At 34.9% G+C, this 22,689-nt stretch carries 14 protein-coding genes; 11 read left to right on the forward strand and 3 right to left on the reverse strand.

What is annotated here, in order from left to right; all coding sequences use genetic code 11:
• Positions 1–40 precede the first annotated feature (40 nt).
• A complete protein-coding gene (locus NO995_RS00200; protein ID WP_258225787.1) occupies positions 41–802 on the forward strand; it encodes a glycosyltransferase family 2 protein in 762 nt (253 codons plus the stop codon).
• On the opposite strand, the gene NO995_RS00205 is transcribed toward NO995_RS00200, so the two are convergent.
• Both NO995_RS00205 and NO995_RS00210 read right to left on the reverse strand, forming a co-directional pair.
• A complete protein-coding gene (locus NO995_RS00205; RefSeq protein ID WP_258225788.1) occupies positions 799–1,560 on the reverse strand; it encodes a lipopolysaccharide kinase InaA family protein in 762 nt (253 codons plus the stop codon). The two genes, NO995_RS00200 and NO995_RS00205, sit on opposite strands and share 4 nt — an antisense overlap.
• Before the next feature lie 7 nt (positions 1,561–1,567).
• Positions 1,568–2,221, reverse strand: a complete 654-nt coding sequence (locus tag NO995_RS00210; RefSeq protein ID WP_258225789.1) for a DUF1919 domain-containing protein — start codon at positions 2,219–2,221, stop codon at positions 1,568–1,570.
• A 116-nt stretch (positions 2,222–2,337) separates the two neighbouring features.
• On the opposite strand from NO995_RS00210, the gene NO995_RS00215 reads away from it, so the two are divergent.
• The 4 genes from NO995_RS00215 (at position 2,338) to NO995_RS00230 (ending at position 5,984) form a co-directional block, all read left to right on the forward strand.
• Complete coding sequence (locus NO995_RS00215; protein WP_258225790.1) at positions 2,338–2,898, forward strand: L-threonylcarbamoyladenylate synthase; 561 nt, start codon at positions 2,338–2,340, stop codon at positions 2,896–2,898.
• A 69-nt stretch (positions 2,899–2,967) separates the two neighbouring features.
• Positions 2,968–4,389, forward strand: coding sequence for a CCA tRNA nucleotidyltransferase (locus NO995_RS00220; protein ID WP_258225791.1), 1,422 nt, complete (start codon positions 2,968–2,970; stop codon positions 4,387–4,389).
• 21 nt (positions 4,390–4,410) lie between these two features.
• Positions 4,411–5,427, forward strand: coding sequence for a COX15/CtaA family protein (locus NO995_RS00225; RefSeq protein ID WP_258225792.1), 1,017 nt, complete (start codon positions 4,411–4,413; stop codon positions 5,425–5,427).
• Positions 5,428–5,465: 38 nt separating this feature from the next.
• Positions 5,466–5,984 carry a plasmid pRiA4b ORF-3 family protein gene (locus NO995_RS00230; protein ID WP_258225793.1) on the forward strand — a complete coding sequence of 173 codons (519 nt, stop codon included), beginning with the start codon at positions 5,466–5,468 and terminating at the stop codon, positions 5,982–5,984.
• 18 nt (positions 5,985–6,002) lie between these two features.
• On the opposite strand, the gene NO995_RS00235 is transcribed toward NO995_RS00230, so the two are convergent.
• Entirely contained in the window at positions 6,003–7,064 is a 1,062-nt protein-coding gene (locus tag NO995_RS00235; RefSeq protein WP_240571027.1) for a hypothetical protein, read from the reverse strand.
• A gap of 124 nt (positions 7,065–7,188) precedes the next feature.
• Between NO995_RS00235 and NO995_RS00240 the strand changes: the two genes are divergently transcribed.
• From NO995_RS00240 to NO995_RS00265, 6 genes are all read left to right on the forward strand, one after another.
• Complete coding sequence (locus NO995_RS00240) at positions 7,189–8,085, forward strand: ABC transporter ATP-binding protein (protein WP_258225794.1); 897 nt, start codon at positions 7,189–7,191, stop codon at positions 8,083–8,085.
• Between the two features lie 17 nt (positions 8,086–8,102).
• Positions 8,103–8,927 carry an ABC transporter permease gene (locus NO995_RS00245; protein ID WP_258225795.1) on the forward strand — a complete coding sequence of 275 codons (825 nt, stop codon included), beginning with the start codon at positions 8,103–8,105 and terminating at the stop codon, positions 8,925–8,927.
• A gap of 26 nt (positions 8,928–8,953) precedes the next feature.
• Entirely contained in the window at positions 8,954–11,680 is a 2,727-nt protein-coding gene (locus tag NO995_RS00250; protein WP_258225796.1) for a T9SS type B sorting domain-containing protein, read from the forward strand.
• 199 nt (positions 11,681–11,879) lie between these two features.
• The gene (locus NO995_RS00255) at positions 11,880–16,685 is read left to right on the forward strand and encodes a T9SS type B sorting domain-containing protein (RefSeq protein WP_258225797.1); all 4,806 of its coding nucleotides are present in this window, start codon (positions 11,880–11,882) and stop codon (positions 16,683–16,685) included.
• 55 nt (positions 16,686–16,740) lie between these two features.
• A complete protein-coding gene (locus tag NO995_RS00260; RefSeq protein ID WP_258225798.1) occupies positions 16,741–19,065 on the forward strand; it encodes a T9SS type B sorting domain-containing protein in 2,325 nt (774 codons plus the stop codon).
• A gap of 34 nt (positions 19,066–19,099) precedes the next feature.
• Positions 19,100–22,681 (forward strand): T9SS type B sorting domain-containing protein, encoded by a 3,582-nt coding sequence (locus tag NO995_RS00265; protein ID WP_258225799.1) that lies wholly within the window; start codon positions 19,100–19,102, stop codon positions 22,679–22,681.
• Positions 22,682–22,689 lie beyond the last annotated feature (8 nt).

The raw sequence follows: 22,689 nt of genomic DNA on the forward strand, positions 1-22,689 counted from the left end.
CGCAAAAATAACTATTTTTGACGAACCTTAAATAAAGAATATGATTAAACTATCTGGTGTTATTATTACATTTAACGAAGAGCGAAACATTGAAAAATGCTTACAATCGTTAATTAATGTGGTTGATGAAATAGTTGTTGTAGATTCCTTCTCAAACGATAACACTAAGGCCATTTGCTTGAAATATAATGTGAAGTTTGTTGAACAAAAATTCTTAGGTTATATAGAGCAGAAAAACTTTGCACTTACCCAAGCCAGTAACGATTATATTGTTTCTTTAGATGGTGATGAAGCTTTATCGGAAACACTTCAAAAATCTATTCTGGAATTAAAAAATAACTGGACACTTAACGGATATTACAGTAACCGCTTTAATAATTTCTGTGGACAATGGATAAAGCATTCCGACTGGTATCCTAATAAAAAGCTACGCGTTTTCGATAGACGAAAAGCAGAATGGAAAGGTATTAATCCGCATGACAATGTTGTGATGCATAATGCAAACGAAAAAATTGGCTATTTAAAAGGTGATATTTTGCACTGGACGTACCAGACCTATTCAGAATTCAATTTAAAAACCGAACATTTCTCAAGTATATCCGCGAAAGCTTATCTCGATTTAGGTGAAAAGTCGTCAATTTTGAAAATACTATTCAATCCTACCTGGGCCTTTTTTAAAGCTTATTTTTTAAGATTAGGATTTCTAGATGGTTTAAATGGTTTTGTAATTTGTGTACAAACGGCCAACATTACATTCTTAAAGTACACCAAGCTTAGAGAATTAGAAAAGCAAAAGCGTTAATTTTTCTTCCAGAACTTAAGCTTTTTCTTTAATCGTTTTTTGCGCTGAAAGCGGTCTTGAAAGTCACTAGTTTCCTTCCACATAAGGTTAAATATCTTTTCATAATTGTAACCAGAAACTTTGGCATATTCGTCACTCATAACTTCCACCATCGATTTATGAATGGTTAAACGTGAAAAGTTTTTAATACGAGTTTCAAAATCTAAAGTACCGAAATTCATCCTGTTTAAATCCACTAAATAAAATCCGTATTCATCCCCTTCCTTTTTTATCAATGTATTTCCTGGAGAATGATCTAAAAAATGAATCCCTTTTTCATGTAGAGTATAGGTAAATCTGGTAAAAGCCCTTAAAATGGTATCATAATCAGGGTAATCGAATTGTTTAGTTAATTCCCGATAGGTTAAATCACAATCCAAATGCTCACTAATATAAAAGCTTCGTTTGAATAAAAAGGGAGTTGTTTGCTCTAAAAACGCTATTGGTTTTGGCGTACCAACACCTAAACTAATAAGTTTATTTGCATACTCAAACGATCGCTGCGCCTTACTTTTTCGAAGAAACTTATAAGCTATTTGGTTGAATATATTCGGAATTTTAAATGCCTTAACATTTAAGACTTCATCGTGAAACGGAAATGTTTTAATGGTGTTTCTATCCTGATTCCCAATTTCACTTCCATGAGAATCAAAATTTTCAAGAATATCTAAAACTTCCTTTTCTTTAGCTTTATAGGCTTCTACAAATACTTTCTTCATTTGTAAATTAGTTTAATAACCAATTGTTTAAATTAAAATATAAAAAAGTAAGTTTAAACATTTTCTTTCCGTTTGGCACGTGTTTTTTATTCTTTTTATGCGATTCTAAAACTTTAATATGCTTTTTTCCTTTTAACTCCTCGTGATCATTAATACTAAATGACACTTTATTTTTAAATGGTAATTGATGAAATTCGACTAAATGATCAATTGTTGTTCGCTCTCTGTCACAAATTTTAAAATAGTAATTATCTAAATTAGTTTCCTGTAACATACGTTCTGTTCGACGCTCCCACTTTTCTCTTGCCTCATCTTCGGATTCATAGTGTGTAAAATGAATCTCTATATCACCAAGTTTAGCTAAAGGATAAGTTAATTCTCTGTCTGGGTAAGCCGGCGAAGCCACAAACTCCAGCTTCTGATTCATGTAATACTCAAAATTATTCAATAATTTCAAGTAACAAGGGCCATATAAAAACAGCCCCACGAACGGCGAATTATAAGGTCTTTCATACCATTGATAAGCCGTACCTCCCCAACAGTTATTAGAAACAATTACAAAGTTTTTATCCTTTAATAAATCAATATCCCTTTTATTAATAACATTTTTAAACTTCTCCCTAAACTTTCTTCTAATAAAAACAGAACTCTCTCTTATCATAATTACTTCTAAATATTAAAATCGGGTTTAACACCTCCTTTTTAATACGGCGCAATATTACTAAACATTTAAAGAATGTGAAAAAGTAATATTAAATTTGCACCAAAAACAAAACGATGCAAGCCGAAATAAATAAAGCACTGGAAGTTCTAAGAAACGGAGGGTTAATCCTATATCCAACCGATACCGTTTGGGGTATTGGTTGCGATGCCACAAACCCTGATGCCGTTAAAAAAGTTTACGAACTTAAAAAACGAGAAGACAGCAAAGCATTAATTTGCCTGGTTGCCGACGACCGTATGCTAAAAAAATACGTAACTCAGGTTCCTCCTGTTGCTTTAAACATTATTGAGGTTACCGATAAACCTACAACTATTATATACGATGATGCTCGTAATTTGGCCGACAACCTTGTCGCTGAAGACGGAACGATTGCCATTCGCATCCCTGATGATGAATTCTGTTATCAATTAACCAGAAGATTAAACGGTGCTATCGTATCTACCTCGGCAAATATTAGCGGGGAACCTACACCAAAATCATTTAAAGAAATAAGCCAAGAGGTTTTAAAAGGTGTAGACTATGTTGTAAATTTGCACCACGAAAAAAAATGCGACAAGCCTTCATCAATTATTAAATTGAGTAACAATGGTGTCGTAAAAATTATTAGACCTTAAAACACCTATTTTCATATTCTAGATTTCAAGTGGAATACTTGAGAATTAGCATTTTGAAATTTGATGATTATGAATCATAAGCAAGCTTTAGAGCACAACATATTTAAAGTAATTTCTCAATCTGCCAAAGAATTAAATCTCGACAGCTACGTAATAGGTGGTTTTGTCCGTGATTTTATTTTACAAAGGGGGAGCGCAAAAGACATAGATGTCGTTACTGTTGGCGATGGTATTAAATTAGCTAAGCAAGTTGCAAAAAATTTACCTAACAAACCTAAAGTACAGGTTTTTAAAACCTACGGCACCGCTATGTTGCGCTACGACGATATTGAAATTGAGTTTGTTGGTGCTCGAAAAGAATCTTACGACGAAAACAGTAGAAATCCGGCCGTAGAAAACGGCACTCTTGAAGACGATCAGAATCGTCGTGATTTCACAATCAATGCTTTAGCTCTAAATTTAAATGAAGACGAATTCGGAAACCTTTTAGATCCGTTTGGTGGCATTCAAGATTTAGAAAACAAAATCATTCGCACACCTTTAGATCCTGATATTACGTACAGCGACGATCCGTTACGTATGATGCGTGCCATCCGGTTTGCAACACAATTAGGGTTTAGAATTGAAGATGAATCTTTAAACGCGATTACCAGAAATAGCCATCGTATTGAAATAATCACCAAAGAGCGTATAATAGTAGAACTGAATAAAATTCTTGAAAGTGATAAACCTTCAATAGGTTTTCTCCTTCTTGAAAAAACAGGATTACTACCTTACATCCTTCCGGAACTTATGGCTTTAAAAGGCATTGATGAAGTTGAAGGACAACGTCATAAAGATAATTTCTATCATACTTTAGAAGTGGTTGATAATATTGCTGAAAACACAGATAATCTTTGGTTACGTTGGGCAGCCTTATTACACGATATCGGGAAAGCACCAACAAAAAAATTCAGTAAAAAAGTAGGCTGGACGTTCCATGGTCATGAATTCGAAGGGTCTAAAATGGTTTACCGTTTATTTAAAAGACTTAAAATGCCTTTGAATGATAAAATGAAATTCGTTCAGAAAATGGTGTTTATGAGTTCACGTCCTATCGTACTGGCTCAGGATATTGTTACCGATTCTGCTGTGCGTCGTTTAATCTTTGATGCCGGCGATTTTGTTGAAGATTTAATGACGCTTTGTGAAGCCGACATTACAACTAAAAACCCGAAAAAATTTCAGAAGTATCACAACAACTTCAAAATTGTTCGTCAGAAAATTGTTGAAGTTGAAGAGCGCGACCATGTTCGAAATTTCCAACCACCAATTTCAGGTGAAGAAATTATGGAAACTTTCAACTTAAAACCTTCAAAAGAAATAGGAATCATTAAAGAGACTATTAAAGAGGCCATTTTAGAGGGAGAAATTCCTAACGAATACGAAGCAGCTTACAATTTGATGCTTCAAAAAGGAGAAAAATTAGGTCTTATTGCTATAAACAAATAGGCCTTTCAGCATAAAAAAGCTATGAAAACAAAAGACAATAAAAGTGTAATTTACTGGTTACTTTCCGGGTGTTTACTTATTTTCATTATGGTTATTGTAGGAGGTATTACCCGATTAACCGATTCCGGATTGTCAATCTCTAACTATAAGTTAATTACAGGAACCATTCCTCCTATTGGAGATCAGGAATGGCATGAAGCTTTTGAATTATACAAACAATACCCAGAGTACCAGAAATTAAATAGCCATTTCACTATAGACGATTTTAAATCCATTTACTTCTGGGAGTGGTTTCACCGTCTTATTGGTCGAATTATAGGTTTGGTTTTCATTTTTCCATTCATCTATTTTCTAATCAGAAAACAGCTAACAAAAGCGACCATTAAAAAGTGCATTGTCCTTCTTGGTCTAGGTGGCTTTCAAGGTTTTTTAGGCTGGTATATGGTTAAAAGCGGACTAGTGGATATGCCTGACGTGAGTCACTTTAGATTAGCAGCTCATTTAATTACAGCTTTCATCACGTTTGCGGCAACGCTTTGGGTGGCCTTAGATTTAATTTATCCAGATAGAAAACCTACGAATAAACCTATGCGAAATATAATCGGTATTGGGTATTTGGTATTGGTTCTTCAAATAATTTACGGAGCCTTTGTTGCTGGATTAAAAGCGGGATTGTTACACAATCACTGGCCTTTAATGAATGAGGGGCAATTTATTCACTTTAGTGCTTACGTTTTAGAGCCGTTTTATAAAAACCTTATTGAAAACCCGAGTGGTATTCAATTTGTGCACAGAACAATCGCTTACCTGGTTGTATTTGCTATTGGTCTTATTTGGTGGAAATCTAAAAAGTTCAATTTAACAGCATTACAACAAAAAGGTATAAACAGTTTAATTCTTTTAGTTCTCGTGCAATTTGCCTTAGGTGTGTTTACTATACTTTTACAAGTACCTTTATGGTTAGGAATTGCGCATCAAATTGGTGCATTTTTCCTGCTAAGCGCGATGACATTTACCTTGCATAGGTTCACTAAATAATTGAAAAAAAACATACCTTTGCACTTTAATTTTTTACAATGATTTACAGATTTAGAGTTATACTTGATAACGATCTTGAAGAGGATGTATTCCGCGATTTAGAAATTCGTGAAGACGACACACTTGAAGATTTACACAATACCATTACACAATCTTTCGGGTTTGATGGCAATGAAATGGCTTCATTTTATTTAAGTGATGACGAATGGAACCAAGGTGAAGAAATTTCGTTATTCGATTTAAGCGACGACAATTCGGCTCGCCTAATGAATGAAACTTCTATTAATGATGCTGTAGATCAATCTCGTACTAAACTTATTTATGTGTACGACTTTTTAAGTATGTGGACATTCTTCGTGGAATTAGCCGAAATTGTTGAAGAATCTGAAGGTGTAGACTACCCGAACCTAATGTTTGTTCACGGACAAATTCCAGATACAGCTCCGGAAAAAAGCTTTGAAGCCGATGACGATTTCGACGATTTTAACGACGAGTTCGAGGACGGATTTGACTTCGACGATTACGACGGTTTAGACTTCGACGAAAACTGGAACTAACATAATAATCCGTTAAAATTATTTAAATTTTAACGGATTTACATTTTCATAATTATGGGTTAAATATTCTAGAGACTTCTTTAGAATATTCCCCATAGATTTACACTTTTTAAAGCCCACATCTAAAGTATAATCGTATATTTTAGACTTTAGCAACTTTATATTTTCTTCTTTAGAAATAACATCATCTTCCATACACTCCAAAAGTGAACCTATGCGATTATGATAACTTTTTAATCGTTTTACCAATATAGAGCGCTCTTCAATCTTGTATTGATCGATTGATAATTTCTGAAACGTCTCAGAAACCAGCTCAACCATTTTTAAATTCTCTTTAAAAAACTGCGGACGGTAAATATTAAACTTGCCTTCGTAAGATTGCTGATCGAAATCTATCGCTCTAATCTTATACACAACATGATCAAAATCGTGCGTTGGCACAATAACATAGTTATACGAACGCATATCACCTAAAAGTCTAATCATACAGCGCTCGTTAAATTTAACAAATTCCTTAGCTATCTGCGACTTTTCAGATTTATCACATTTGGGTAAAAAGTTTTTAATGAATTCATCACCAGGAATTCCGGCTATATGCTCTTCAATCAACGTGTCCTTGTACACCAGAAAATTTAAATTATATGGCGATAACATATGCTCTAACTCCAAGCCATAAATACGAGAGGCATCAGCCTTTTTAATATAGAAATACGTAAAATTATCATTCAGGATATTTCTAACCTTAATTCTAAAAGGCTTTGAATTTCCAAAAGTACAGTAGTCAATCGCATCAACACTTAAAAACGGAAAGGTGTTTTCATTACCATCAGAATGCAAAATGGTGTAAACTTTTTTCAAAGCATTTTCAATCTCCTCGCGTTCATAATCATTGTAATAAACCCGAATCCAAAGGGTATCATTATCATCTTTGTCATATACCACAATAGAACCTTGAAAACGTAACAAATCGTCATAAAATATAGGTAACTTTATGTTTCGGTTATATTCTGCTAAATACGCATCAAGCTTTTCGGTAATAGGGTAAGAAGGTTTCTTTTTTGAAATAATTAAATCGTTCATATGCATTTCGTTCCTGTCAAATCACGGTATTAATTTACTTATTTTATTTTAAAACTGTAACAAAATATAGGCTGTATCGTCATACTTTTAAACTAACCCATGCTGCGGCATAAAACTAAAACATTTGGAACCAATACTTACCATTAATAATCTCACCAAAAATTTTGGTCATTTAACAGCAGTAAAAGACCTCTCATTCACCATAAATAAAGGCAATGTTTATGGCATTTTAGGCCCAAACGGAAGTGGCAAATCTACTACTTTGGGTATTGTTTTAAATGTGGTAAATAAAACCAGTGGCGATTTTAAATGGTTTGATGGTAACACCTCAACGCATGACGCCTTGAAGAAAGTTGGCGCTATTATAGAACGCCCAAACTTCTACCCTTATATGACAGCAACTCAAAATCTGAGTCTGGTATGCAAAATTAAAGGAGTCAACTTTGATAAAATTGATGAAAAACTGGAAATTGTAGGGCTTTTAGAGCGTAAACACAGTAAATTCAGTACCTATTCTTTGGGTATGAAACAGCGCTTAGCCATTGCCTCTGCCCTGCTTAACGACCCGGAAATTTTAATTCTTGACGAACCAACAAACGGGTTAGATCCTCAAGGCATTCATCAAATTCGCGAAATCATTAAGCAAATTGCAGAAAAAGGAACTACTATTCTTCTGGCATCTCATCTATTAGATGAAGTAGAAAAAGTATGTTCTCATGTGGTGGTTTTAAGAAAAGGTGTAAAATTATATTCTGGCCGTGTAGATGAAATGATTTCCAGTCATGGCTTTTTTGAGTTGAAATGTGACAATCAGGAGGCTTTAGTTTCTCTTTTGGAGAATCATAAATCCTTTTCAAACATCAAGATTAAAGATAATTTAGTTACAGCATTTTTAAATGAACCTATGGATAGCGGTACGTTTAACCAATACCTTTTTAATAACGGTATTGTGCTTACCCATTTAGTACAACGTAAAGAAAGCCTGGAAGAGCAATTTTTACAATTAACCGATAAAAACTAACCGCCAAAACCTGTATTATGCTTCGTTTATTAAATTTAGAATTACAAAAACTATTACTGAATCGCACCAGCAAAGTTTTAATATTTATATCCTTCATTCTACCATTTTTTGTTATCCTGTTGTCCTCTTTAAAAATTAATGTTTTCGGATTTTTCACATTAGAACTAGGTGAATTAGGAATTTTTAATTTTCCAATAATCTGGCACTTAACCACATTTTTCGCCTCGCAATTTAAATTCTTCTTTGCTATTGTAGTAGTAAGTATGATTGGCAACGAATACAGTAATAAAACCATAAAGCAAAACCTGATAGACGGACTTAGTAAAAAGGAATTTATACTTTCTAAATTTTACGCCATTGTTTTCTTTTCAGCGGTTTCAACAATTTTAATCGCATTAATTTCAATATGTATTGGTCTATATTATTCCAGCTATAACGAATTTAATATCATCATTAGAGAAACCAGTTTTCTGCTAGCGTATTTAGTAAAACTTATCGGTTTCTTCAGTTTATGTTTATTCTTCGGCATGTTAGCCAAACGTTCGGCATTTGCATTAGCCTTTCTATTTATACTTTTTATTTTAGAATGGTTAGGATTTGGTTTATTAACTTGGCAATTCAATATGGACATTGCCGAAAGCATTCAGAACTTTTTCCCTTTAAAATCGATGTACAAATTAATAGACCAACCGTTCCAACGCATTGCCATAACTAAGTTTCCTGATAAAGGTGAACTTATGTATGATTACGCTGTGCATTGGTATGAAATAGCTATAGTTTTGGGTTGGACAGCACTTTTCATCTTTTTATCGTACAGACTGTTAAAAAAGAGAGATTTATAACATTCTTTTAATAGATTTGTTAGGATATGATGAAGAAAATAGCAACTCTATTAATATTTTTTAATACCTGTTTTAGTTTTAGTCAAAGTGAAGCCTCGAACTGGTTTTTTGGTGATAATGCAGGTATTCGGTTTAACCCTGACGGAACAATCTCAGAACTAACTAACGGACGTCTTAGCACCACGGAAGGTTGTGCAACCATTTCTGATGCTAACGGAAACCTGCTATTCTATACAGATGGTGTTACCGTTTGGAATAAAAACCACGCTGCAATGCCAAATGGTTTTGGACTTTATGGAGATTCATCGAGTACACAATCGGCTATTGTAGTACCTCAACCAGAGAACCCGGACATTTATTATATTTTCACAGTAGACACCTCTGTTGGCAGAAATGATCCCGACTACGGATTTAACTATTCTATTGTTGATATGACTTTAGATTCTGGCCTAGGAAACGTTACCATTAAAAATTCCAGATTACTATCTAACTGTTCTGAAAAAGTCACAGCGGTGGTAAAAGATTGTGTAAGCCAATCCATTTGGGTTATTACTTTTGCCCCAGACAGAACAGAATTTATTGACACCTTTTATGCTTATGAAGTGAGTACTACGGGATTAAATACAACCCCCGTTAAGTCCGCTTTCGCAACAGATATTCAAGATAAAAGAGGGTATTTGAAATTATCGCCTGAAGGAACAAAACTAGTTTGCGCCAATGGACAATACGGCCTTTTTTTATATGATTTTGATAAAACAACAGGAATCGTTAGTAACGAAATTCCAATTAACATTAATTTTTCTTTAAACAGTCAAAAGCCTCAAGTGTCGTACGGTGCAGAGTTTTCTCCGAGTAGTGAATTACTTTATATTACCTCGTATTACGAAACTACCGAAGAAGAAGGCTTCAACCCTATATACCAATATGGTGCTTTATTGCAATACGATTTAACGGCTCCAAACATTAGTGCTTCAGAAGTGGTTTTAGACCACAGGCAAACCTATAGAGGCGCCTTACAGTTGGGGCCGAACGGTAAAATTTACAGAACTATGAATAGAAGTTACAATATCGGTCTTCCGTATCTTTCTGTAATTAACACTCCTAACAATAAAGGCACAGCCTGCAATTATACGCATAGTGCTCTGCAGCTCAGCCGAAATGGGCGCCAAGGCTTACCACCTTTCATCACCTCGTTCTTTTCTCAAAAGATTGATATTATTGGCTATTCAGATACATTCTCTATTGAACTTGAACTATGTGAAAATGACACATATACTTTAAAAGCGCCCGAAATTCCTGGAGCCACCTATATCTGGTCGTTTAACGGTCAAGAAATTTCAAATACCGATTATTTTTTAGATGTAAATGAAGGAGGCGTTTATAATGTGTTTATTGATCCAAATACAGGCGAATGTGACAAAACTTTGGAGGGTGTTGCTAACGTTATTTATAATGAAAATCCCGTTGCTTACGATTATAAACTAACCCAGTGCGATGAAGACGGTATTCAGGGTGGTTTTACCAGATTTAATTTAAACGAAGCCACTTCTTACCTTACCGGAAACAATGAAAATCTAGCGGTTAAATTCTATCTGGATGCATCTCTTACTCTCCCAGTTGCAACACCTGAAGACTTCAATTTTGATGCTGACACCCCACAACCTGTATATGCCAAAGTCTATAATAAAAACACAGAATGTTTCGATATTTCAACGCTAACACTAGAGGTAAGTTTAACTCAAATTCCTGACTTTACGGCAACACCTCAATGTGATGAACTCAATTCGGAGGACGGTTTGAATACTTTTTATCTAAATGATATCACAACTGAATTACAAACAACAAATAATATTTTATCCTCGAGTATAACCTATTACGAAACTTACGAGGATGCCCTATTGGAACAAAACCGTTTAAATTCAACTTATAACAATACAACACCATATAATCAAACTATTTACTCCAGAATAGAAAACGACAACAGTTGCTTCGGTATTAATAAAATCTTCCTTTCAGTCAATAAAATTCCGGAAGTTGAAGCTGAAGACTACAGACTGTATTGTTTAAATAGTTACCCGCAAACCATAATAATTGATGCAGGTATGGTTAACGACAATTCCGATAATTACACATATGTATGGTCGACAGGGGAAACCACTCATGACATTGCTATTAATCAACCTGGCATTTATACGGTTGTTATTAGCAATGCTGCTGATTGTAGCAAGGAAAGAACTGTGACTGTAGAAGCATCTAATATCGCAACAATAGACAATATTTTAGTTAAAGACGCTTCAGAGAATAACACAATAACAACTGTTGTTTCGGGAGAAGGACTTTATGAATTTGCTTTATATGATGACAATAACATACTTGTAACCGACTATCAGGAAAGCAATGTATTTACAAACATTAGAGCAGGTATTTATAAAGTTTATATCAAGGATGTAAAAAATGATTGTGGCATGGTTTATCAAAGTGTTTCTGTTATTAGTTTCCCTAAAGTATTTACACCCAACAACGACGGATTTAATGACACCTGGCAGGTTTACGGGACATCAGACATGTTTCAGCCTAATTCAAAAATTCAGATTTTTGATCGCTATGGAAAATTATTAAAAGAATTAACGCCTTTAAATGGTGGCTGGGATGGCAGTTTTAATGGCAAACAACTTCCTAACGATGACTACTGGTTTTTTGTAACGCTTCAGGATGGTAGGATTTTCAAAGATCACTTCACCTTAAAACGCTAATATTTAACCTAATAATAACGCATTTCATCGTATTTTCTTTGCGTTTCATCTGAATTTTAGCTACTTTTCACAGGTTTAAAACCAAGTTTTAATTAAACCCACACCCAAACGAAATCAAGTGACTAAAAGCCTTAATACCTGCCTTAGCTTATTCCTGATATTTTTCGGATATAATCTTATTTTTTCACAACAAATAACTGTGAATAATTCTATTTCAGTTCAGGATTTAATAGAAAATAATTTAGCCAGTAATTGTGTTGAAATATCAAATGTTACCACATCACTTAATGGCATTGCCACAGGCTTTCCTAGCTTTGGTAGTTTCCAAAGTAATAACACCAACTTTCCGTTAAGCCAGGGTATTATTTTATCAACAGGTAATGCGGCTTCTGCGGGAAACACGGTTATTACTGACGATTTAAGTGAAGGTGATTTAACCTGGGGCACCGATCCGGATATTGAAACTGCTTTAGGAACAAGTAACACAGTGAATGCTACGGTTATCGAATTTGACTTTATTGCCCTTTCTGATGTGATTCAGTTCAATTACATTTTTGCTTCCGAAGAATACTATGCCAATTATCCTTGTAATTCATCAGATGGTTTTGCTTTTTTAATACGTGAAAGTGGTAGTACAGCTCCATATGAAAACATTGCTGTTGTTCCAGGAACCAGCACTCCTGTAACCGTAAACAATATCCATAGTGAAATATTAGGGATTTGTGATGCCGCTAACGAACAATACTTCGCAGGATACAATTTAGCGAACACAAACTTTAACGGAAGCACAACGGTTTTAACTGCCGCTAGTAATGTGACTCCCAACGTGCAATATCATGTAAAGTTAATTGTCGCCGATCAGGCTGGAGATCCTGGCTACGATTCTGCTGTATTTATCGAATCAACCACGTTTAGCGACTTGGAACTTGGAGATGATATTAATACCTGTTCAAGCAGTGTTACCCTTAATGGAGAAATACAAAATCCCTTAGCTACCTATGCCTGGTACAGGGATAACGCCGTTATACCTGGAGAAACTAATCCTACTTTAACTACATCTTTAACCGGATTATATAGAGTTGAAATCACCATAAGCGGCGTAAGTTGTGTTATTACTGATGAAGTTTATGTAACGATTGACAATGAGTTAACAATGAACCCAATATCTCCATACACTTTATGTGACGCTAATGGTGACGGACAAGAAACTTTTGATTTAACGACTAAAAATTCAGATGTTGAGAATACCCTATCAACTCTTCCCACAAACTATACTATTGCATATTATTATTCTGATGATGATTCGAGAAACAATCCTTCCAACAACATTACAACTCCTATAACTACAAATTCGACATCAATTTATGTACGCGTAGAGGATACTGACAATGGTTGTTTGTTCTTCGGAACATTTGATTTAATTGTTAATGCACTACCAAATGTTAATCAACCAGATGTTTGGGACATTTGTGATAATGATAACGTGCCAGACAGTCGTACCGAAATAGATTTAAGAGAACAAGATATTACCATAACAGGTGGTGCATCAAACCTATCGGTAAGCTATCACTATTCACTAGATGGAGCAATTAATGACTATGATATTGTTATTACACCTTATACCAATACTAACCCAAACGAAACACTTTATGTTCGAGTTGAAGATACGCAAACTGGATGTACAAACACCTCAGCAACTCTAACGCTAAATGTTACTAATGGAAATACACAAATTGTGAGGGACCGACAGTATCTTGATGCCTGCGATCCAGATCATGATGGCTTTGCCACTTTTGATTTAACTAAAGTTATAAGCCGAATTTTAAATGGAGCAAACGGATTCAATAATCCAACATACCATACCTCTCAGGAAGATGCAGAATCGGGAACGAACCCAATTCTAGATCCAACCAACTTCCAGAACACGATTGCTAACGAACAAACCATTTTTATTCGCTTGGAAGACAGTACAACAGGATGCTATGCCATTATTCTTTTAGAAATTCATACCAATTTACTTCTTACCGGAACAGACACCAATGAGTTCGCATTATGTGATGAAGCTGGAAGTAACGGTACTATTGGTTTTGATTTATATGCGGTAGAAAATTATATTATTGGAGAAATTCCAACTCTTTATTTCCCTATTGAAGTTTCATTTTTCGAAACCCAAAACGATTTAAACAACAACAATGCTATAAACAAAGATGTTTTATACGATGTTAGTGCTACCCAACCCTCAACCCTATTAATTAGAATTGTAAATACAGATACAGGTTGCAACGAAGAGGAAGATATTATTTTGCGTGTCAATCCTATTTTATTGTTCAATCCACCAGCTCCGGTTCCTTATTGTGATAATGATAACGATGGTATGGCAGATGTATATCTTCATGATTTCGATGCTCAAATTCTAAACGGTAATACAGATTTTACAGTTTCTTATTTCGCATCGGAAGATGATGCCATACAAAATTTAGCTGCAAACCAATTACCTAATCCATATTTTGTAGACCAGCAAACTACAGTGTGGGCACGTATTACCAATACCAACACAGGCTGTCATACCGAAAATTCATTCGATATTGCCGTGGTTGTTGCCCCAGCAACCTCTCAACCTGGAAATATCATTATTTGTGATAACGATCAAGATGGATTCTCCATAGTGAATTTAGATCAAACTATAAACGAATTAGTTACAGACCCAACAGGTTTAACCATTAGTTTTCACACATCGCTTGCCAATGCTGAAGCAAACATAGCACCCATAACCAATTCTTCTAGTTACGATGCTAATTCTCAAACAATATATGTTCGTGTTACCGATGCTTCAGCAACCACGACTTGTCCTTCAATTCAATCATTCAATATCATTATCAACACCCTTCCGGTCATCCCAACTATTTCTCCGTACCAGATATGTGTTGACCAGAGTGTTACTTCTGCCGATTTTATCTTCGCTAATAAAGATGCTGAGATTTTGAATGGTCAAACCGGCAAAGAAGTCTATTATTTTGAAGACAGTAACTATACAACCCTAATCAATAAGAACAATCCGTATCCAAGTAATGGTGCTCAAACCATTTACATACGTGTCGAAAACATCTCAGATCCGAGTTGTAATGCCACCTCATCATTTACTTTAGAATTGTCACACTACCCAACCTATAATACAGATTTTAGCGATTTCCCTCCTGTATGTCAAAGTACTGCCAACGATTATACTTTTAATTTTGAAGAAAAACGTCAGGAGATAGCGCAAGGCAGTACCGATAATTTAAATATTCAGTTTTTCTTAGATGAAAACGATGCCATAAACAATACAGGCACACCTCTTCCAGACCAATTCACCTATGCTTTCAACGCACAAAATAGACAAGGTCAGTTTTATGTACGCATTGAAAACACAGGAAACTCTTGTGCTTTACTCGAAGTGGTTAGATACATTACCTTCCCTACACCACATATTATTTCAGCAACTATCGCCCCTGTTTGTGATGTTGATTACGATGGCAGTACAACCATAGACTTAACAACTACAAATTATAATATTGAGAATGTCAGATTCAGTGATGTTTCAATTTCGTATTACGAAACTTTTGATGAAACAACGATGACGTTAACCAACGAAATTCCTAGTTCAATTATTACAAACTACCCACTAACTACTAGTCAGACCATTTATATAAAGGCTGAAATTGAAGACACTGGATGCTATGATTATATTTCTATGGAATTACAAGTAAACCTTCCTCCTGAAGTAAATATTATAGATCCTATTATTTTTTGTGATAATGCCTCCAGCAGTTACGATTTAACTCAGGTAAATAGCATGTTGGTTAACAACACAAATAATATTACCATTACCTATCATAATTCTCAAACTGATGCTGATAATGGCACTGCTCCTATGAGTACAAATTACATTTATACCAATAGCAACCCTATTATTTATGCCAGAGTAGCCAATAGCAGCACAGGATGTTTTGTTACACAGGCCTTCGAACTGCAAATTAACCCGAATCCTGTTGCCAATACGCCACAGGATTTTGAAGATTGTGACGACGATTTTGATGGCTTTTTAGAATTCAATTTAACAGATAACAATGCAAACATTTTAGGAAGCCAGAGTGCTTCAGAATTTGCTATCACCTATTATAACGATATTAACGATGCTATAGCTAAAGAAAACCCTTTAGGAGATTTACACGCTGCCGTTAACGGAGAGATTGTATTTGCTCGCATTGAAAATAATTTAACAGCTTGTTACGATATTACTCAGTTTAACATTTTTGTCAATCCGTTACCTATTATTCCTGTTGAAGATGTAGAGCCACTTTGTCTTAACGATTTACCGCAAACCGTAATTGCCGAAACAGGAATCGCAGGAGACACTTACCTTTGGGATACTGGGGAAACTACTCCTGAAATTGAATTAGACATTGCCGACATTGGAGCACATTGGGTAGAAGTTACCACTCTTAACGGATGTTCTTTTAGAAAAGATTTCAGCCTTATTGAATCTGAAGAAGCAGAAATTAACTTCACGACTAAAGTCGATTTCGCCGACCCAAACAGTATTACCGTTGATGTAAGCGGTATTGGTAATTATGTGTATATTTTAGATAACGGTGAGCCTCAAACCTCAAACGTATTTAACAATGTCACCTTCGGACTTCATCAAGTTACTATACGCGATTTAAACGGTTGTGAAGATGTCATTACCGAAGTATTTGTATTCGATATTCCTAAATTCTTCACACCAAATAATGATGGTACTTTCGACACCTGGCATATTATAGGTATCGATCAACTTCCGGGAACCTTAGTTTACATCTATGATCGCTACGGAAAACTATTAAAAACCCTTACACATAATTCAATTGGGTGGGATGGTACTTTTAATGGACAAAATATGCCTTCAAACGATTATTGGTTTGTTGCTAAAATTGTTCAAAACGGGAATCCTTTTGAAGTGAAAGGACATTTTGCACTAAAACGTTAAAAGCCTTATAGATTAATAATGAAGTTTTTATATTTACAGGTATAGTTCATTTATAATGAAATACCTGATTTTTCTAAGCTTTCTTATAATTTGCAATCTCTGTTTTAGTCAAAATGTACAGGTAGACAGCCAGACCTATACGGCGCAACAACTTATTGAAGATATTTTAATTGGCAGCAACTGTATTACTAACGTGACGGTGACCAATGTTAGCGGAGGCAACTTTAATAATACAGACCAAAGCTACGGGTATTTTAACGCTTCAGGAACCTCCTTTCCTTTTCAAAGTGGTATTGTTTTAAGTACAGGAAAACTTTCCAATGTTCCGGGACCAAACACCTCTTTAAGTGATGATAATGCCAATAACTGGAATGGCGATAACGATCTGGAAAACATTTTAAATGAAAGTAACACTATCAATGCCACTATCATAGAATTTGAATTCACCTCTATTGCTTCACAAATAAGTTTCCGTTATTTGTTTGCCTCCGAAGAATATCAGGAAAACAATGCAAACACATGTCAGTATTCAGATTTATTTGGCTTTTTAATTCGGAATGTGAACGACTCACAATACACGAATATTGCACTTATTCCCAACACACAGACTCCCGTAAAAGTGACTACAGTCCATCCCGAAATTCCAAATGGATGTGCTGCTCAGAATGAAGAATATTTTGGCAATTGGAATAACACCTCTGCACCTATTAATTTTAACGGTCAAACAACAGTATTAACAGCTACTGCAAATACAATACCTAATGAAACCTATCATGTTAAGCTCGTTATTGCAGACGAACAAAATTACCGCTACGATTCAGCTGTATTTCTTGAAGCTGGTAGTTTTATACTCAATACCGATTTAGGAGAAGACCAGTTGATTGCAACTAGTAATCCACTTTGCGAAAATGAGACAATAGTTTTAGATGCCAGTTCATCGAATGGCATTGCCTATAAATGGTTTAAAGATAACATTGAACTAAATAATGAAACCAACAGCTCTTATACCGTAACTGAAGCAGGAACTTACAATATTGAAATAGATTTAGGTAATAATTGCACATCCTACGGAGAAATCATTATTGAATACATAGACAACCCTATAGTTGCAAATACGACATTAATTGCCTGTGACGAAGATTTAGATCAATTAACAACCTATAATCTGTTTGATGCTGAACAGATGATAACCAACAACGACAATACATTACAAATATCTAATTTCTTCACAACCTCTTCCGATGCCGAAAATCAACAAAACGAAATACAAAACCCTACTACATTTAAAAATACGATACCTCAACAAACTATTTATGCTCGTGTAGAAAATCAAAATCAATGTTTTTCAATAGCAGAAATAACTTTAGATATTTCAACTAACAACATTATTATTGCTCCTTTTGAGACCTGTGACGATAACACCCCTAACGGATTCACAACCTTTAATCTTGATAACTTAAGAACTAACATCAAACCTAATGTTCCTGCCAATTCTACAATCAGGTTTTACAAGTCCACAGACGATTTATTTTCCGAAACCAACTCACTACCAGATCTATATAAAAACACCACCGCCTATTCGGAAACCATTTGGGTGAAAATAGAAAACGGCAGTGATTGTTACGCCGTTTCTACTGTAGATCTTGTCGTTTTAGAATCCCCACAATTTCTGCCTTCAGAAAATATCGGGTATTGCCTGAACAATTACCCTGAAACTATAACTATCGATTCCGGAATTGTCAATCTAGTAAACCATTCACCAACTTATACTTGGTATCTAAATAATACTCTTATTCCTGAAAACACCTCTTCTATTAATATTAATGAAACCGGAACTTATACTGTTACTGTAACTTTCAACAATACTTGTTCAGAAAGCAATGCTATTGAAGTCGTACCTTCAAATATAGCGACTATTGAAAATATTGATATTAAACAAGCCTCAGAAAACAATACTGTAACCATTACCGTTTCTGGTGAAGGTATTTACGAATTTGCTTTAGATAACAATTCTTTTCAAAACAGTAATACTTTTACAAATGTTAAAGCAGGTATTCACACTGTGTATGTAAATGACATTAATGGTTGTGGAATGATACAAAAACGTGTTTCTGTTTTAGGTTTTCCTAAATACTTTACTCCCAACAATGATGGAGTTAATGATTATTGGAAACCTTTTGGTGTAACCTCTGAATTTTATAATGATATAGATATTAAAATCTTTGACCGTTACGGCAAACTCATTAAACAAATTAACCCGTCTCAATCTGGATGGAACGGTACACTTCAAGGACAACCTTTAGCTAATGACGACTACTGGTATCGTGTAGTTTTAAAAGACGGCTCAAAATATACCGGACACTTTTCTTTAAAGCGTTAAAAATCAATTCTAAATATTTATATATTTGTTAGTTATGACAAAAACTCCAACTAACCAAACTAAATTATTCACCCTTTTTCTATTCTGCTTTTTAAGCTTTTTTATAAAAGGTATGTCTCAAACCTGCTCATTAGGTAATCCGGTGTTTATCGAAGATTTCGGATCTGGAACAGCTCGACTAGGACCATCTTTAAATCAAGACCCAAATACAGATGTACATCCTGATTTCAGACCTGCTCAATTATATACCTATGTTGGCGGAAATGGCACCGTTGGGTACGACCAATATGGCTTAATGAAGAATCCTGTTGATGCAGCTCCCGGTGGTGCATGGTGGAATAATAGTTTTACAGACCACACTGGAAACACAAACGGTTATCTTTATTATTGCGATGCGGGAACAGATTTAAACGTATTTTATGCCCAAAAAATAGATGGCCTTTGTAATGATATTGAATACGAACTATCGGCCTGGTTCGCAAAATCTAACGAACCTGGTTACTTTATAGATCCTAATATTAAGTTAATTGTTGGTTTTACTGATGCTAATGATATCCCGTTAGGTAATATAATTGACACTGACACTGGTTCAATTACAGGAATAGGTGCCAACCGATGGCACCAAAAAACATTAGTTTTTACCGTTCCTTCTGGCACAGAGAACATTTATTTTATGCTTAAAAACAATGTGTCTGGACAACAAGGAAACGACTTAGTTATAGATGATATTGAAGTGCGCCCTTGTGGACCTCAAATTGAAATTAGCGATGCCACAAATAATGTTATAAATAATGATGCATATTGTCTTAGCGGAACAACAGATACGACCATAAATTTATCTGCTAATATACCTAGTAACTTTGTTATGATATGGCAGGAATCGACCTCACCTGATGTTTGGACTGATCTGCCTTACGAAACAGCCAGTGCTTTAAATTATACCATTCCTGCAAATTCAAATAGCTTTCACCATTTCAGGTTAAAATTTGCACATAATGCTGGTAATCTATTAAACAGTAGTTGTAATTTTTTTACCGACCCTATATATTATTACTTTACTGATGCTCAAACCGCTCCAAATTTAAAATTATGTGATGACGATAATAATGGAACCGCAACTTTCGATTTGACTCAACAAAACAATCTTATCAACGACTCTCCTGAGTTTACCATTACTTATCATGAAAGTTTAACCGATGCTCAAACAAGCACTCCTCTAATTACAGCACCTGAAACATATGAAAGCGGTAATCGTACAATTTTCACTAGAGTAGAAAACAACTACAACCCAGATTGCTATGCCATTTCAAACTTTAATTTAGAAGTCTATAATTCTGCTTTCCCTTTAGATGCCTTAAGCATTCCCCCGATTCAGGAATGCGATGACAGCTCTGTTGGAACAGATACCGATGGTTTTAACATTATAGATATAACGCAAAGAGATACCGAAATTCTCAATGGTCAGTCTGCTTTCGAGTTTACACTTACTTATTTTACGGATGCTTTATATGTAAATAAAATTCTAAATCCAACAACGTTTACAAATACAATTTCTGGCGGACAAACCATTTATGTTAGAATGACGAACAATAATTTTATTGACTGTTATTCAGACACCAGTTTTCAAATAGAAATTAACGCATTGCCTGTGGTTAATATGCCGGATAAATATTCACAATGTGACGATGCTTCTAACGACGGTATAGCTCCTTTTAATTTAACTTTAAACCATATTAAAGAAGAAATAAACCCAGATTATCTAGCTGAAGGTTTAATATTCCTCTATTACAACGATCAAAATGAAGCTGAAAACAGAGGCATTAATATCACTACACCGGAGAACTATCAAAACAAAGTCCCTTTCACGAACGAAATTGTTTATATCCGCGTTGAAAACCCTAGTGGATGCCACCGAATAGTTTCGATAGAATTACAAGTAAACCCTTCCGGTAGTGCTTTAGACACATATAACCCTCTACCTTTACATCAATGCGATGATGGTTTAGATGATAGGGATGGCATTTCAACTTTCGATATGTCGAGCATAAAAACCCATATAGAAAACACTTTATTTTCTTCCATCTCTGTGACTGCTCATTTTTACGAAAGCCAAATCAATGCCGAATTAGAAATCAATGAAGTTTTAAATATTGATACACATCAAAATACCAATTCGCCAAACAGTCAAAATATCTGGGTGCGTATAAAAAGCAACTTAGGTAATGATTGTTTAGGATTAAAAGAATTTCAAAACCTGCTGATTGTTGAAAGCCTACCAACAGCAAATCCTGTTAGGCTGAATGCTGAATGTGACTACGATACGGCTGACACTATTTTAAGTTTTCCTTTTGACACCTCACAAATTGAAACCACTGTTTTAGGAAATCAAAATCCTGCCGAAGTAACTATCACATATTTTGACGAACAAGGAAATACTTTACCTAGTCCGTTACCTAATCCGTTTTTAACCGAAAACCAGACTATAACCATAAGAGTTACCAATAACATTACACAAGATCCTGACGGGGCTTGCTTTGATGAAACCACTCTTGAATTTATTATTGACGAGCAACCTATTGCTAATCCTTTTGCATCACAAACTTTTTGTGATGACGGTCAGGATGGAACAAACATTAACGACGGATTACACTTTTTTGACACCTCCTCGTTTTCAAATACCGTACTTGGCAATCAAACAAATATGGAAATCTATTTTTCATACATAAACGAAAATGGAGTAACCATAACCGATGCAACAGAATTACCAAACCCTTTGGTTTCTGGAACCCAAACCATAACTGCAAATGTTATAAATCCTGAAAACTCAAATTGTATAGCTTCAACAATTATCGACTTAATTGTAAACCCGATTCCTGATTTTACCATAAATGAAGAAGAAATTGTTTGCACATCAGACCCTACATTTATAGTAACTTTAACTCCGGTTCAAAGTAACTCTTCCGAAGTTTTCGACTATTCCTGGACATTTGAAGGTTCTGAAATATCTAACAATACCACCTTAGATGTTTCTAATCCCGGAAATTACTCGGTGACTTTAACGAATCCAACAACACTTTGTTCAACAACCAAAACCGTCTCTGTAAAAGCCTCAGAACTGGCAACCATTACTCAAGACAATATTACAGTAATAGATATCTCAGAAAACAATAGTGTTACCATAAATAATCCTGAAAGTTTAGGTTCTGGCACCTATCAATTTGCATTGGAATCAAAAGATAGCTCTGTTATTTTTCCTTATCAGGACAGTCCGGTGTTTAACAATGTTCGCGCCGGAGATTATACACTTTATGTAAAAGATGATATTTGCGGAACAGCCGAAATAGATGTCTTCGTTATTGGCTATAGAAAATTTTTCACCCCAAATGGCGATGGTCAAAATGATTTATGGAAAATTCAAGGATTAAACAGTTCGCAAGCTTCAAGTTTGGTCTACATATATAACCGTTATGGTAAATTAATTAAGCAACTTAATCCGTTAGGTAATGGTTGGGATGGCACATTTAATGGGGAATTACTTGCTACTGATGATTATTGGTTTACAGTAGAACTTACCGACGGAAGATCTTTTACAGGGCACTTTACTTTAAAGCGATAAGAGTTATA

The organism is Aestuariibaculum sp. M13 (assembly GCF_024723255.1).
Classification (GTDB): Bacteria; Bacteroidota; Bacteroidia; order Flavobacteriales; family Flavobacteriaceae; genus Aestuariibaculum; species Aestuariibaculum lutulentum.

Excerpts from the sequence above, each read along its gene's own strand:
- NO995_RS00200 (WP_258225787.1), top strand. The coding sequence starts at position 41 with ATGATTAAACTATCTGGTGTTATTATTACATTTAACGAAGAGCGAAAC.
- NO995_RS00205 (WP_258225788.1), bottom strand. The coding sequence starts at position 1,560 with ATGAAGAAAGTATTTGTAGAAGCCTATAAAGCTAAAGAAAAGGAAGTT.
- NO995_RS00210 (WP_258225789.1), bottom strand. The coding sequence starts at position 2,221 with ATGATAAGAGAGAGTTCTGTTTTTATTAGAAGAAAGTTTAGGGAGAAG.
- NO995_RS00215 (WP_258225790.1), top strand. The coding sequence starts at position 2,338 with ATGCAAGCCGAAATAAATAAAGCACTGGAAGTTCTAAGAAACGGAGGG.
- NO995_RS00220 (WP_258225791.1), top strand. The coding sequence starts at position 2,968 with ATGAATCATAAGCAAGCTTTAGAGCACAACATATTTAAAGTAATTTCT.
- NO995_RS00225 (WP_258225792.1), top strand. The coding sequence starts at position 4,411 with ATGAAAACAAAAGACAATAAAAGTGTAATTTACTGGTTACTTTCCGGG.
- NO995_RS00230 (WP_258225793.1), top strand. The coding sequence starts at position 5,466 with ATGATTTACAGATTTAGAGTTATACTTGATAACGATCTTGAAGAGGAT.
- NO995_RS00235 (WP_240571027.1), bottom strand. The coding sequence starts at position 7,064 with ATGAACGATTTAATTATTTCAAAAAAGAAACCTTCTTACCCTATTACC.
- NO995_RS00245 (WP_258225795.1), top strand. The coding sequence starts at position 8,103 with ATGCTTCGTTTATTAAATTTAGAATTACAAAAACTATTACTGAATCGC.
- NO995_RS00250 (WP_258225796.1), top strand. The coding sequence starts at position 8,954 with ATGATGAAGAAAATAGCAACTCTATTAATATTTTTTAATACCTGTTTT.
- NO995_RS00260 (WP_258225798.1), top strand. The coding sequence starts at position 16,741 with ATGAAATACCTGATTTTTCTAAGCTTTCTTATAATTTGCAATCTCTGT.
- NO995_RS00265 (WP_258225799.1), top strand. The coding sequence starts at position 19,100 with ATGACAAAAACTCCAACTAACCAAACTAAATTATTCACCCTTTTTCTA.